This window comes from Microbacterium sp. H1-D42, from assembly GCF_022637555.1.
Taxonomy (GTDB): Bacteria; Actinomycetota; Actinomycetes; order Actinomycetales; family Microbacteriaceae; genus Microbacterium.
Window position 1 is genome coordinate 1,365,597 of sequence record NZ_CP093342.1, and the last position, 13,287, is coordinate 1,378,883.

Genomic DNA, 13,287 nt, shown 5'->3' on the forward strand with positions numbered 1-13,287 from the left:
GATTGTCCTGCCGAGCGGCCGCGCTGCCGCGCTGCCTGGTCAGCGGAAGTCCCGCGAGCGGTGGGTTACGCCGGTGCGCAGATCCTCGAAGGCATCGGCCAGCACATTCACGACGCCCTCGGTGGAGCGCTCCAGGATGCCCCGCACGATCAGCGCGGGCGAGTCGCGCGCCACCCGGCGATAGCGGTTCCACACGCCAACCGAGCACACCACGTTCACCAGCCCCTGCTCGTCCTCGAGGTTGAGGAACGTGATGCCACTCGCCGTCGCCGGGCGCTGTCGGTGCGTGACCAGCCCGGCGACCTCGATGCGGCGCCCCTCTTCATGCGCGCGCAGCTGATCAGAGGACAGCACACCTCGGTCGTGCAGCGCCGCGCGGAAGTGCGCCATCGGATGGTCATCGGTCGAGATGCCGGTGGCCCACAGGTCGGCGGCCAGCCGCTCGTGGCTGGTCTGATCGGCGAACAGCGGCGGCTGCACGGCCATGGTCGTGCCTGGCAGGAACCTGGCGCGATCCTCGGCGGCCGCACCTGCCGTCCAGATCGCCTCGCGCCGGCTGATGCCGAGACAGTCGAAGGCCCCGGCGGTGGCCAGCGCCTCCAGCTGCGCGGCCGTGGCATCCGTCCGCCGCACCAGATCGTGCAGATCCAGGAACGGACCGTGCTGCTCGCGCGCGGCGACGATGCGCTCCGCCAGCGCCGTGCCGATGCCTCGCACGCCAGACAGCCCCAGCCGCACGGCGAACCGTCCGTCGCGGCGATGCGCTGCCGACTCATCCGGCGCGTTCCGGTCGAAGGGGAGCGGATGCAGGGGATCGGCGCTGTGCAGGGGATCAGCGCTGTGCAGGCAGGACTCCCGCCCGGTGGGGCCGTCTCCGGTGGCATCCGATTCGACGGCAGCAGAGTCGGTCGCAGCAGAGAGCCTCTCCAGCCCATCCATCGCCGCCGAGGCGTGCAGATCGGGGCGCAGCACCCGCACGCCGTGCCGACGGGCATCCGAGGTCAGCGACGACGCCGAGTAGAACCCCATCGGCTGGGCCCGAAGAAGGCCGGCCAGGAACGCCGCGGGGTAGTGCAGCTTCACCCACGAGCTGGCGTAGACCAGCAGTGCGAACGACAGCGAGTGCGACTCGGCGAAGCCGAAGCTCGAGAACGCCTGGATCTGCGCGTAGATGCGGTCGGCGGCTTCGCCGACCAGTCCCTTCTCAGCCATGCCGCGGTACAGCGAATCCCGGATGCGGTCGATCTTCTCCAGACCCCGCTTCGAGCCCATCGCCCGGCGCAGCAGGTCGGCCTCATCGGCCGTGCAGTCGCCGAGCACGGTCGCCATCTGGATCAGCTGCTCCTGGAAGACGGGGATGCCGAGGGTGCGCCGCAGCACCGGCTCGAGCGCCGGATGCGCGTACGTGACCTTCTCGCTCCCGAGCTTGCGGCGCACGAAGGGGTGCACGGCACCACCCTGGATGGGACCGGGACGGATCAGCGCGATCTGGATCGCCAGCTCGTAGAACTCCCGTGGCTGCAGCCTTGGCAGCAGCCCCATCTGCGCGCGCGACTCCACCTGGAACACCCCGATCGAGTCGGCCCGACACAGCATGTCGTACACCGCCGGCTCCTCCTTGGGCAGGGTCTGCAGCGTCCAGCGCTCGCCGGTCGTCTCGGCGATGATCGTGAAGCTGTGCTGCAGCGCCGACAGCATCCCCAGCCCGAGCAGATCGAACTTCACCAGTCCCATCCACGCGGCATCGTCCTTGTCCCACTGGATCACCGTGCGGTTCGCCATGCGGGCGTTCTCGACGGGCACCACCTCGCCCACCGGGCGGGCGGTGAGCACCATGCCGCCGGAGTGGATGCCGAGGTGCCGTGGCGCCTTCAGCAGCTCACCCGCGTAGCTGAGCACATCGGCGGGGATGTCGGTGTCAGGCGACGCCTCGATGCCGGCGCTCCAGCCGTCGACCTGCTTCGACCAGGCGTCCTGCTGCCCTGGAGAGTGTCCCAGTGCCCGCGCCATGTCGCGCACCGCGTTCTTCGGTCGGTACTGGATCACGTTCGCCACCTGCGCTGCGCGCTCGCGCCCGTACCGCTGGTACACCCACTGGATGATCTCCTCGCGGCGCCCGGAGTCGAAGTCCACGTCGATGTCGGGCTCCTCCTCGCGGGTGGTCGCGAGGAACCGTTCGAAGGGCAGCCGATACAGGATCGGATCGACCGCGGTGATGCCGAGCAGGTAGCAGACCGCGCTCGCCGCAGCCGAACCGCGACCCTGGCAGAGGATGCCGCGACGCTTCGCCTCATCGACGATCTCGTGCACGATGAGGAAGTAGCCGGGGAAGTCCTTCTCCTCGATGACGTTCAGCTCGCGCTCGATCCTCGCCCGTCCCTCGGCGTCGAGATGCGGGTACCTGTGCGGCACCGCAGCCCACACCAGTGCGCGCAGGTGGCTCATGGTGGTGTGTCCTTCCGGCACAGGGGTCTGCGGCAGCGCGGGGCGGGCCCTGCGCAGCGGGAAGGCGCACTCCGCGGCGATCCGCAGGCCGTGCTCGATCGCTCCGGGGTAGCGGCGGAAGCGACGGGTCATCTCGGCGCCGCTGCGCAGATGGGCGCTGCCGTGCGCCGGCAGCCAGCCGTCCAGCTCGTCCATGCTGCGGGTGGCGCGCACCGCGGCCACCGCTTCGGCGAGCCCCGCCCGCTCAGGGGCGGCGTAGTGCACGTTGTTCGTGGCCAGCACAGGCAGATGCAGCCCGTTCGCGAGCTCGGCGAGGGTGTCGTTGCGGCGCGTGTCGAGCGGATCGCCGTGGTCGATGAGCTCGACGGCGATGTGCTCCTGGCCGAACAGGTCGACCAGCCGCCGCAGCGGCGTCTCGGCATCACCCCTGGCGAGTCCTCGGCGCACCCCGCCCTTGCGGCAGCCGGTGAGGATCGTCCAGTGCCCGCCTGCGCTTTCGACCAGATCATCGAGGTCGTACAGCGGCCTGCCCTTCTCACCGCCGCGCAGCTGCGCCCTGGTGATCGCCCCCGACAGCCGGTGATAGCCCTCGACTCCGCGGGCCAGCACCAGCAGGTGATCGCCCACAGGGTCGGGGACCCCGTTCTGCGGGGCCGGCAGGTCGAGCGACAGCTCGGCGCCGAACACGGTCTGCACCCCGGTGAGCTCGGCGGCTTCGGCGAAGCGCGCAGCCCCGTAGAACCCGTCATGGTCGGTGATCGCCAGGGCGGTCAGCCCCAGCACCTCCGCCTCGGCGAGCAGGTCGTCGGGCGAGGAAGCGCCGTCGAGGAACGAGTACGAGCTGTGCGCGTGCAGCTCGGCGTACGGCACGGCATCCTGAGGTCGCGTGCGCGGCGGCGGAACCGCAGGAGGGCGGTGCCTGCTCAGCGGTCCTGGGTCTGCCCGCTTCGGGGAGGGCTCGGCGGAGGCCGGTGCCTGCCCTTCTGCAGGGTCGCGCGTCGGCGCGCTGAGCGTGCGCTCGAGCTCTGCCCAGGAGAGTCTCGGATTGTTCCAGCCGGCCATCAGCGGTACCTCCCCTCTGCCCACCACTGGCCATCTGCGCAGAACACCAGCCAGGCACGCTGCCTGGCATCCAGCAGCTGGAAGCGGTGCCCGCTGCGAGCGCGCTCGCCGTCCCAGCGATGTTCATGCAGCGGCCATGGGCCCGCCCAGGCGACGATCTCGGCGCCGTCGATCAGGGCAGGCGGAGCAGGCAGCTCACCGCGGTCGTCGACCTCGACCGGCCCGCCTGCGGCATCGGCGACCGTGATCGGATGCAGCGGCGAGAACACCTCGGCGGGCAGCGGACCGGGCAGAGCACCCGGCCAGGGGCGCGCCGCGTCGCGCTCGACCACCGACCGCTCACCCCAGGGGGTCAGCACCTGTCGGTCAGCCAGCATCCGCCCACCAGACACCGCAGCGGTGACCACCCCGCGATGGCCGAGCAGTGTCTGCACGCGCGAGACGGCGTGGTGCAGGCGCTCATCGGTGCCGGAGCCGAAGAGGCCGATCTGATGGTGGGCCGCGTCGTCGACCGCCACCGGGGCGATCCGCACGAGCACGATCCCGCGGAAGGAGTGCGCGGCATCAGCATCCGCCGCGTCGTGCCCAGCGGCTCCTGCTGATGCCGGATTGCGCTCGACGAGCGTCTCGAGCTGCCAGCGCACCCGGTCGACGAGATCGCTCGCATCGAAGCAGGTCGGATGCAGCCAGGAGCGCGAGGAGACGCCGCCGTCGTCATCGGTGAGATCGATGCGCACCTCGGTGCACACCAGCGAGGCATCGGCGAGGCCGAGCAGCACAGCATCCGCCGTCTGACGCACGGCGAACGCGATCTGATCCGACTGGCCAAGCGGACTCTCGAACTCGACCTCGCGCACCAGCTCAGGGTCGGGGGGACGCGGCGACAGCGGTCGGGAGTCGGCGCCGCGGGCCAGCGCATGCAGGCGGGCACCCTGCTCGCCGAGTCGGTCGCGCACCGCGACGACATCCAGGGCGGCGAACTCGCCGAGGGTGGAGATGCCGAGCCGGTGCAGGAGCCCGGCCAGATCGTCATCGCCGAGCACCGGCACCGGCAGAGGGGAGAGGAAGGCCTGGGACTCACCCGGCGGCACGACCTGCCAGGTGCGATCGCCTGTGGCCGCGGCCCGCGCCGCCAGTTCGGCGGTGAAGGCGCCGTCGGCGACGCCGATGCGCACCTCGGGGTAGCCCGCCTCGGCCAGCAGCGTCAGCAGTGCGGAGGCCGCCTCGCCCTCCCCGCCGTGATAGCGCGAGACGCCGCGCGAGCGGAGGGCGGCGAGCCCTGGACGCAACAGGTGCACCCCTGGCGCGTGCTCCTCGATCAGTCGCAGCACCGGAAGGAAGGCGCGCTCTTCCGTGGCGGGGTCGTGCGGCAGCATCCGCAGTGCGGGGGAGCGGCCCTGGGCGAGCCTGCGGCGCTGACCGACCCGCACGCCCTGCGCGCGGGCTGACGCGGTGCAGGCCACGATGGTGTTGCCGTGCACGAGTGCGGTGGGTGGATGCGGGGGTGCGGCGCCGAGCACCGCGCGCAGTGGCCAATCAGGGAACCACAGCGCGTGCATCCGGAGCGGAGCGTCCATCAGGCCACCGCCCAACTCGGATGCGTCGGCAGCTCGGCGGCGATCGGCAGCGCTGTCACGGGCGCAGATCCGGAAACGGGCGCGGCCGCAGGCACAGGTGCGGACACAGGCACAGCCTCGACGCCGCCCAGACTGCCGGGCAGGCGCACCTGCAGGCTCTGCGGGCGCGGGGAGGAGCGGGTCTGCGCCATCACCGTCACCGTGCGATCCGACAGCAGTCCCCAGCCCTCGCCGATGCCCTCCCACTGCGGATCGTGCAGACTGATCATCCCCTCGCTCTGCGGCCACTGCGCGGTGCTCAGCAGTGTGCATCCGCGATCGCGCAGCCGGGCGGCCAGCCGGGCAGCATCCTGATCGCGCACCGTCGTGCCAGGGCTCATCGCGATCAGCGGCACCACCTCGGCCAGCGCCGAGACGACCGCCAGCCACCTCTCACCGGGGGAGGGCACCAGGATGAGCCGCGACAGGTCGATGCCGAACGCCGCCGCCGCCTCCAGCCCCAGCGTCGGCATGCCGACCGCCGCGACCCAGCTGCCACGACGGGAGACGGCGCTCATCAGCGCGAAGATCAGACTCGGCGACGGCGACACCGAGTAGACCGTGCCGGTCTGCAGACCCTGCTCCGGAAGGAGCGTCTGCAGTGCAGCATCCACCGGAAGCACCGCGTCGTCACTGCGCCGCCGCTGCATCCGCCCGATCTCGCGGCGCAGGCGGAGCACCTCTCCCGCTCGCCGATCGGCGGAGGAGAGGATCGGCGTCGCGATCGCTCCATCAAGCATAGAACCATCCTCGAAGAGATATTCGAACAGTGCAAGTCCACTTCGTACGATAGTTCGCACATCTGACATTGGAGTTGTCCACAGCCCGCCCCGCGGGAAGGGCAGAATCGCCTACCCTGCGAGGGTGTCCTTCCACTCCGTCGCCGTGCTGCTCGCGCACCTCGCGCTCCTCGGCATCGGAGTGTGGCTGATCATCATCGACGCTCGGACGCACCGTCTGCCGAACCGCATCGTGCTGCCGACCCTCGGTGCGCTGGTGCTGCTCGTCATCATCGAGGCGCTCGCGACGGGGGACGGGGCTCGGCTGCCGCGCTCGCTGCTCGGCGGGCTCGCACTGTGCGCCCTCTACACCGTCATGCACCTGGCCTCGAGGCAGGGCATGGGCGGGGGAGACGTGAAGCTCGCAGCGGTGATCGGCCTGGTGCTCGCCTGGCACGGCTGGCAGACCCTGGTGCTGGGAGCTGCCGCCGCGTTCCTGCTCGGCGCGCTCTATGCGATCGCGCTCATGCTGCTTCGTCGAGCGAACCGGCGCACCCGCATCGCCTTCGGCCCGTGGATGATCCTCGGCGCCGCCCTCGCCATCGGAGTGGCCTGATCCCTGGCCCCGCTGACATCAGCATCCGATTTCCGCACCGATGCCCGAACGCGGCGCTATGGTGAGCACATGGCACTTGCGCGACTTCACGGCGGCCCGCTCGACGGGCAGATCATTCCGCTCGACGACGTCGAGCGCGAGACCCTGATCGTCCCCTACAGCGAGACGCAGGTGACCTACCGGCGTGAGGGCGAGGCGACAAGGACGGGCTCCGATGACGGCCCCACCGAGGTCGCATTCTGGTTCGTCGAGTCCAGTGACGACATCGTCCCCAGTGACGACTGACCCGCAGCGCACCTTCGAGGTCGAGCGCAAGTACGACGCCGACGCCGACACGACGCTGCCGACGTGGGATGACCTGCCAGGCGTGAGCGCGGTGAGCGCAGGCGAACTGCGCGAGTTGGATGCCAGGTACTTCGACACCGCCGATCACGCACTCGCGCAGCACGGCGTCGCCCTGCGCCGCCGCACCGGAGGACCGGACGCCGGCTGGCACATCAAGGGCCCGCGTCAGGGTGACGGTCGCCTCGAACTCGGCTGGCCGCTGGACGAGGACGGTCGGATGCCCGAAGCCGTCGCCGCCGTCGTCGCGCAGTGGACCGATGCGCCGCTGCTGCCTCTGGCCCGCATCGAGAACTCGCGCACGGCGTTCCACCTGTTCCATGGCGACCAGGTGCTCGCCGAGTTCGTGGACGACCACGTGCGCGCCACCGACCTGCGCTCGGGAAGCCCGAGCAGTGGCACCCGTCGCGAATGGCGGGAGTGGGAGATGGAGCTGGGGCCGGCGGCACCGGCATCCGACGCGGATCGCGAAGCGTTCTTCGCCGCCGTGGAGCGCGCCGTGCTGGCAGCGGGTGGACGCCAGCCGTCGTCGGGGTCGAAGCTCGCCAGGGCACTGGGCCTGTAGAAGAGCACTGGGCCTGTAGAAGGGCACTGGGCCTGTAGAAGGGCACTGGGCCTGTAGAAGGCGACGGCACATCACGGGGCCGCGCGCAAGCCCTTTGCCGTCGGAAGGCGACATGCTTCAGTGGGGCCATGAGTCATCCGGTCCAACTCCGCTCCCTCCAGACGATGGTTCCCGAGGTGCCGCTCGATCAGGGGGCGGTGCGAGACGTGTTCGCCGCGCAGCCCGAGATCTCCCGCCTCGCCAGACGGCTGGTATCGGCCTCGTTCGACGGATCGGGGATCGACACCAGGCACACTGTGCTCGCCGAACTCGATCTCGGCGCCGAGGCTCCGACACAGGAGTACTACGACCGCGAGTCCGGGAATCTTCTCGTCCCGAGCACCAGGACGCGCAACGAGACGTACATCCGGGAAGCGGATCGGCTGTTCGTGGAGACGGCGAGGCGCGCGCTCGATGCGGATCCCGACATCACAGCATCCGACATCACGCACGTCGTCACCGTCTCGTGCACCGGATTCCATGCTCCGGGTCCCGACTATGCGATCGTGCGCGGACTTGGTCTGTCGGATGCCGTGCAGCGGTACCACCTCGGATTCATGGGCTGCTATGCGGCGATGCCCGCGCTGCGCGCCGCGATGCAGTTCTGCCTGGCTGATCCCGCTGCGGTCGTGCTGGTGGTGAGCGTGGAGCTGTGCACGCTGCATCTGCGCTCGTCCAGCGACCCAGACACGATCATCGCGTCGTCGCTGTTCTCGGACGGCGCGGCCGCGGCGCTGGTGACCGCTCGCACCTTCGGCGCGCCCGTTCCGGCCTTCTCGCTCGACGGGTTCCACACGGCGATCGTGCCAGAGGGGGAGCAGGACATGGCCTGGACGATCGGCGACCGGGGCTTCGAGATGGTGCTCTCCACGGCCGTTCCCCAGCTGATCGGCGAGAGCATCGAACAGGCGCTGCGACCGCTCTGGGCGTCGGACGACGCACTCCCCGAAGTGCTCGAGGTCGAGCGGATCGGCGAGACGGTGCAGCACTGGGCGATCCACCCCGGCGGGCGCAGCATTCTCGACCGGGTGCAGGATCGCCTGCACCTCAGCGATGCGCAGCTGCACCCGGCGCGGGAGGTGCTGCGCACCTGCGGCAACATGTCCAGCGCCACGGTGCTCTTCGTGCTGCAGCGCATCCTGAACGACCCGGACGCGAACGCCGGGGAGCGCGTGACCGCCATGGCGTTCGGGCCGGGGCTGACCGCAGAGAGTGCGATGCTCACCGTGATCGGCGGACGGGATGGTCGCTGACCTGCGCACGCGCGCCGTCGATGCGAGCGAGCAGATGGATGCTCCCGATGCCGACTCGCGGATGCTGGCGCGCACCTACGCGCAGTTCGGTGCGGTCAACACGATCGTCTCCGGGGCCGGCGACGTGTACCGCCGCCATGTGCGCCCCCGGGCGTCGCGTCAGTCGGCACGGCAGACGCTGCGCGTGCTCGACATCGGCTGCGGCGGCGGCGATCAGACGCGCGCGGTCGCCCGACGACTGCAGCGGGACGGATACCGGGCGCAGGTCACCGGGATCGACATCGAGCAGCGGGCGATCGACTGGTCCTCCCGTGCGGACGACGAGGGGCTGGTGCGCTGGCGCTGCGCGTCGAGCACAGACCTCGTGCACGAGGGGGAGCCCTTCGATGTCGTGCTCTCGAATCATGTTCTGCATCATCTGACCGCGCACGAGCTGACACGGCTGCTGGCCGACTCGCGCCGCCTGGCACGCGAGGGTGGCGTCGTCGTGCACAGCGACATCGCGCGCAGTCGCGCCGCCTACCTGCTCTTCGCCGTCGCGACCTGGCCGTTCGCCGGCTCGCTGCTGGCCGATTCGTTCATCCGTGCGGACGGGCTCACCAGCATCCGTCGCTCGTACACGCGTGGCGAACTGGCCGCCGTCGTGCCAGACGGGTGGCACGTCGAGCAGCGGATGCCCGCGCGTCTGCTGCTGAACTGGAGTGAGACAGGGTGAGTCCGATGGCATCCGCTGAGGTGATCATCGCTGGCGCCGGGCCGGTCGGCATGCTGCTCGGATGCCTGCTGGCCGAGCGCGGAGTCGCCGTGATGATCTGCGAGCGTCGTGCCGGTGTTGACGGGCGCACCCGCGCGATCGGAGTGCATCCGCCCGGCCTCGCGGCCTTGGATGCAGCCGGTGTCGGCGAGAGCGTGCGCAGCGAGGCCGTGGCGCTGGAGCGCGGCGAGGTGCACGCGCAGGGGCGCATGCTGACATCGATCGCCTTCCCCGCGCAGCGCGGTGTGCTGATCCTGCCGCAGCGGCGCACGGATGCGATCCTGCGTGAGCGGCTGCAGGCTCTTCATGTTCCGCTGCGCAGCGGATGCGAGGTCGTCGCTGTGCGGCAGGACGAGTCGGGGGTGACAGCGCTCGTGCGATCCGAGGGGCAGGAGCGGGCGGCGACCGCGTCCTTCCTGGTCGTCGCGGATGGGGTGCACAGTGGCCTGCGCGATGCGCTCGGGATCCGGTGGCGCCGATCTCGTGGCGAGGCGCGCTACTCGATGCTCGATGCGCCGGAATCCGATGACGACCCCGTCGCGCGGCTGTACTGCGAACCCGAAGGGCTGGTGGAGTCCTTTCCTCTGCCGCACGGACGCCGGAGGTGGGTGGTTCGACACGCGCCAGAGGCGGGAGCCATGACCGCTGAGCAGTTCGCCGCCGCGATCCGCGTGCGCACAGGCATCCGGATCCCGGCGGGGGAGCCCACGGCATTCGTGGCATCGCAGCACCGCGCAGAGCGCGTGGTCGACGGCCGGATCATCCTGCTTGGCGATGCCGCGCACGAGATCAGCCCGATCGGCGGACAGGGGATGAATCTCGGATGGGCGGATGCACTGCGGCTGACGGATGCCCTGATCGGTGCTGCCGGTGAGCGTGGTGATCTCGCCGCGTTCGGCAGGCGGTCCGTCCGCGCCGCCGACGATGTGCAGCGCCGCGCGTCGTTCTACATGTCGATGGGTGCCCCGGTCGGCGCCGGTCGTCAGCGCGCCCGCGAGCTCCTCATCCGGACGCTCGGCATCCCGCCTCTGCATTCCGCAGCTACCGCACTGGTGACCATGCGCGGGATCTGACGGGCGTCGTACCGCCCCGGCAGCGAGGGCCCCGCGCAACGCGAAGGCCCCCGTTCGTGGTGCACCCGGCAGGGGCGACGAACGAGGGCCTCGACGAAGGGGTGTCACATGTTGATCATGTGACCGGCGAGGCCGTGGAAGGCCTCCTGCAGCGCCTCCGAAAGCGTCGGGTGGGTGTGCACGTTGCGGGCGGCCTCGAGAGCGGTGAGGTCCCACTTCTGCGCGAGGGTCAGCTCGGGCAGCAGCTCTGAGACGTCGGGGCCGATCAGATGACCGCCGATGAGCTCGAGGTGCTCGGCGTCGGCGATCAGCTTGACGAAGCCGACCGGCTCGCCGAGGCCGTTGGCCTTGCCGTTGGCGCTGAACGGGAACTTCGCGACCTTGATCTCGCGACCCTCGGCGCGGGCCTGCTCCTCGGTGAGTCCGAAGCTGGCGACCTGCGGCTGGCAGAACGTCGCACGCGGCATCATCCGGTAGTCGCCCAGAGTCATCGTCTCGGCCTTGCCGATGGTCTCGGCGGCCACGACCGCCTGCGCCTCTGCGACGTGCGCGAGTTGCAGCTTGGCGGTGACGTCGCCGATGGCGTAGATGCCCTCGACGTTGGTGCGCATGTGGTCGTCGATGTCGATCGCACCGCGCTCGGTGAGGGCGACGCCGGTGTTCTCCAGGCCGTAGCCGTTCACGTTCGGCGCGAAGCCGACCGACATGAGCACCTTGCCGGCGGTGATCTCGCCCGGCTGGCCATCACGGGTCTCGTACGTGACGACGACCTCGGAGCCGTTGTCGGTGACGGTCTTCACCGCGGTCGACGTGAGGATGTCGATGCCGAGCTTCTTGTACTGCTTCTGGATCTCCTTCGAGACCTCGACGTCCTCGTTGGGGAGGGCGCGGTCGAGGAACTCGACGATGGTGACCTTGACGCCGTAGTTGGCCAGCACGTAGCCGAACTCCATGCCGATCGCTCCGGCGCCGACGATGACGATCGACTCTGGCAGGTCGCGGGTGAGGATCTGCTCCTCGAAGGTCACGACGTTGTCGCTGAGCTGCACACCAGGCAGCAGGCGCACGGTCGAGCCGGTGGCGATGATGGCGTTGTCGAAGGTGACCTCTTCGGTCGTGCCGTCGGCCTTGGCGACCGAGATCGCCTTCGGTCCGGTGAAGGTGCCGCGGCCGTCGTACTCGGTGACCTTGTTCTTCTTCATCAGGAAGTGGATGCCCTTGACGTGGGTGTCCGCGACCTTGCGGCTGCGGTCGAACGCCGCGCCGAAGTCGAAGTGCACGTCACCCGAGATGCCGAAGAACTCGGCCTTGTGGGTGAAGGTGTGCGCGATCTCCGCGTTCTTCAGGAGTGACTTGGAGGGGATGCATCCCACGTTGAGGCAGATGCCGCCCCAGTACTTCTCCTCGATGATCGCGGTGGATAGTCCGAGCTGGGCGCTGCGGACGGCGGCGACGTACCCGCCGGGGCCCGCGCCGAGGATGACGACGTCGTAATGTGGCATGTTCTCAGCCTATCCCGGCACCGCGGGTCGCGAGGCTGGATGCGATGCGAAAGCGCAGAAGGCACTCCCGGGCGGGCTTGCGCATCCGATAGGCTGGTGAGCCAGGGGAGGGAGAACCGTGACAGATGACAGCACGATCGGCGCCGGAGGCGCGATCCACCGCAGCGGTGAGCAGCGCCACGATGTGACCCAGACGTTCGGCCACGAGTCGGATCTCTCCTTCGTGCCTTTCGGGGCCGACCTGACCGAAGTCGAAGCGGCGGCGATCTCCGCTCTGCCGGCCGGATCCGCGCTGCTGCTGGTGCGCGCAGGCGCCTTGGCCGGTGCGCGCTACCTGCTCGACGCCGATGTGACGACGGTCGGGCGTCACCCCGAGGCCGACATCTTCTTCGACGACGTGACCGTCTCGCGGCGTCACGCCGAGATCACCCGCGCCGGATCGGTGTTCGAGATCGTCGATCAGCGCTCGCTCAACGGCACCTACGTGAACGGTGAGCGCGTCGACCGCAGCGAACTCGCCAACGGATTCGAACTGCGGATCGGCAAGTTCCGGATGAATTTCTTCGCCTCACCTGCCGACCTCGCGACGGCGAACGACTGATGGCGGCGGCCGGCGCCGCCCGAGAGCGCTCTGCGCCCACGGGCCTTCTCAGCATCGGCCAGGTTCTGGCTCGCCTCACCCCCGAGTTCCCCCAGCTCACTTCGAGCAAGCTCCGCTTCCTCGAAGTGCAGGGAATCGTCTCGCCATCGCGGACGGAGTCCGGGTACCGCAAGTTCTCGGCGGCCGACGTCGAGCGGCTGCGCGCGGCCCTGACGCTGCAGCGCGATCACTACCTTCCGCTCAGTGTCATCAGGGAGCAGCTCGAGGCTGCCGACGCCAGTGGTGAGGGGCACGCCGTCATCGCTCCGCCGTCGATCTCGACGCCCATCCGCCGTCACCGGCGCGACGATCTGCTGCTGCGCACCGGAGCCACACCGCAGCTGCTGAACGACGCCATCAGCGCAGGGCTCATCCACGCCGCCGAGTCGTACAGCGATCAGGTCTCCGCGCTGCTGTCCGGACTGGTCACGCTCGCGCGGCACGGCATCGAGCCGCGGCACCTGCGCAGCATGCGCCAGAACGCCGAGCGCGAGGCGGCGCTGATCGAGTCGGCGCTGGCCACGCTGCTGCGACGCACGGATGCCGCTTCGCGTGGTCGCGCGGCCGAACTCGCGCCCGAGCTCGCCACGCACATCGACGAAGTGCGCCGACTGCTGGTGAAGCAGTCGATCGAGCGAGTCATTTCGTAACGAACGGATTG

At 69.9% G+C, this 13,287-nt stretch carries 12 protein-coding genes; 8 read left to right on the forward strand and 4 right to left on the reverse strand.

Translation table 11 applies throughout. From position 1 onward, the window contains the following. Positions 1–39: 39 nt before the first annotated feature. Genes MNR00_RS06485 through MNR00_RS06495 form a run of 3 tightly spaced genes read right to left on the reverse strand, consistent with a single transcriptional unit; the run spans position 40 to position 5,863 of the window. Positions 40–3,507: an error-prone DNA polymerase gene (locus MNR00_RS06485; protein ID WP_241928336.1), complete on the reverse strand. Its 3,468-nt coding sequence runs from the start codon at positions 3,505–3,507 to the stop codon at positions 40–42. Beyond that, the gene (locus MNR00_RS06490) at positions 3,507–5,084 is read right to left on the reverse strand and encodes a DNA polymerase Y family protein (RefSeq protein ID WP_241928337.1); all 1,578 of its coding nucleotides are present in this window, start codon (positions 5,082–5,084) and stop codon (positions 3,507–3,509) included. Before MNR00_RS06490 ends, MNR00_RS06485 begins: the two co-directional genes overlap by 1 nt. Next, on the reverse strand, positions 5,084–5,863 hold the full coding sequence (locus MNR00_RS06495; RefSeq protein WP_241928338.1) for a hypothetical protein: 780 nt from the start codon (positions 5,861–5,863) through the stop codon (positions 5,084–5,086). Before MNR00_RS06495 ends, MNR00_RS06490 begins: the two co-directional genes overlap by 1 nt. Before the next feature lie 124 nt (positions 5,864–5,987). Here MNR00_RS06495 and MNR00_RS06500 point away from each other — a divergent pair, with 124 nt between their 5' ends. From MNR00_RS06500 to MNR00_RS06525, 6 genes are all read left to right on the forward strand, one after another. Further along, positions 5,988–6,458, forward strand: coding sequence for an A24 family peptidase (locus MNR00_RS06500; protein WP_241928339.1), 471 nt, complete (start codon positions 5,988–5,990; stop codon positions 6,456–6,458). A 69-nt stretch (positions 6,459–6,527) separates the two neighbouring features. Continuing rightward, complete coding sequence (locus MNR00_RS06505) at positions 6,528–6,743, forward strand: response regulator (RefSeq protein WP_241928340.1); 216 nt, start codon at positions 6,528–6,530, stop codon at positions 6,741–6,743. After that, the gene (locus tag MNR00_RS06510; RefSeq protein WP_241928341.1) at positions 6,733–7,365 is read left to right on the forward strand and encodes a CYTH domain-containing protein; all 633 of its coding nucleotides are present in this window, start codon (positions 6,733–6,735) and stop codon (positions 7,363–7,365) included. Before MNR00_RS06505 ends, MNR00_RS06510 begins: the two co-directional genes overlap by 11 nt. A 128-nt stretch (positions 7,366–7,493) precedes the next feature. Then, complete coding sequence (locus MNR00_RS06515) at positions 7,494–8,657, forward strand: type III polyketide synthase (protein ID WP_241928342.1); 1,164 nt, start codon at positions 7,494–7,496, stop codon at positions 8,655–8,657. Next, positions 8,647–9,372, forward strand: coding sequence for a methyltransferase domain-containing protein (locus tag MNR00_RS06520; protein ID WP_241928343.1), 726 nt, complete (start codon positions 8,647–8,649; stop codon positions 9,370–9,372). Before MNR00_RS06515 ends, MNR00_RS06520 begins: the two co-directional genes overlap by 11 nt. A gap of 5 nt (positions 9,373–9,377) precedes the next feature. Continuing rightward, the gene (locus MNR00_RS06525; RefSeq protein WP_241928344.1) at positions 9,378–10,484 is read left to right on the forward strand and encodes an NAD(P)/FAD-dependent oxidoreductase; all 1,107 of its coding nucleotides are present in this window, start codon (positions 9,378–9,380) and stop codon (positions 10,482–10,484) included. Between the two features lie 104 nt (positions 10,485–10,588). Here MNR00_RS06525 and lpdA read toward each other — a convergent pair whose 3' ends face one another. Continuing rightward, on the reverse strand, positions 10,589–11,986 hold the full coding sequence (gene lpdA / locus MNR00_RS06530) for a dihydrolipoyl dehydrogenase (protein WP_241928345.1): 1,398 nt from the start codon (positions 11,984–11,986) through the stop codon (positions 10,589–10,591). Positions 11,987–12,104: 118 nt separating this feature from the next. Between lpdA and MNR00_RS06535 the strand changes: the two genes are divergently transcribed. Both MNR00_RS06535 and MNR00_RS06540 read left to right on the forward strand, forming a co-directional pair. Further along, positions 12,105–12,587 (forward strand): FHA domain-containing protein, encoded by a 483-nt coding sequence (locus tag MNR00_RS06535; RefSeq protein WP_241928346.1) that lies wholly within the window; start codon positions 12,105–12,107, stop codon positions 12,585–12,587. Continuing rightward, positions 12,587–13,276: a MerR family transcriptional regulator gene (locus MNR00_RS06540; protein ID WP_241928347.1), complete on the forward strand. Its 690-nt coding sequence runs from the start codon at positions 12,587–12,589 to the stop codon at positions 13,274–13,276. The genes MNR00_RS06535 and MNR00_RS06540 overlap by 1 nt, the downstream gene beginning before the upstream one ends. Positions 13,277–13,287 lie beyond the last annotated feature (11 nt).

Excerpts from the sequence above, each read along its gene's own strand:
- MNR00_RS06485 (WP_241928336.1), bottom strand. The coding sequence starts at position 3,507 with ATGGCCGGCTGGAACAATCCGAGACTCTCCTGGGCAGAGCTCGAGCGC.
- MNR00_RS06490 (WP_241928337.1), bottom strand. The coding sequence starts at position 5,084 with ATGGACGCTCCGCTCCGGATGCACGCGCTGTGGTTCCCTGATTGGCCA.
- MNR00_RS06495 (WP_241928338.1), bottom strand. The coding sequence starts at position 5,863 with ATGCTTGATGGAGCGATCGCGACGCCGATCCTCTCCTCCGCCGATCGG.
- MNR00_RS06505 (WP_241928340.1), top strand. The coding sequence starts at position 6,528 with ATGGCACTTGCGCGACTTCACGGCGGCCCGCTCGACGGGCAGATCATT.
- MNR00_RS06515 (WP_241928342.1), top strand. The coding sequence starts at position 7,494 with ATGAGTCATCCGGTCCAACTCCGCTCCCTCCAGACGATGGTTCCCGAG.
- MNR00_RS06520 (WP_241928343.1), top strand. The coding sequence starts at position 8,647 with ATGGTCGCTGACCTGCGCACGCGCGCCGTCGATGCGAGCGAGCAGATG.
- MNR00_RS06525 (WP_241928344.1), top strand. The coding sequence starts at position 9,378 with ATGGCATCCGCTGAGGTGATCATCGCTGGCGCCGGGCCGGTCGGCATG.
- lpdA (WP_241928345.1), bottom strand. The coding sequence starts at position 11,986 with ATGCCACATTACGACGTCGTCATCCTCGGCGCGGGCCCCGGCGGGTAC.
- MNR00_RS06540 (WP_241928347.1), top strand. The coding sequence starts at position 12,587 with ATGGCGGCGGCCGGCGCCGCCCGAGAGCGCTCTGCGCCCACGGGCCTT.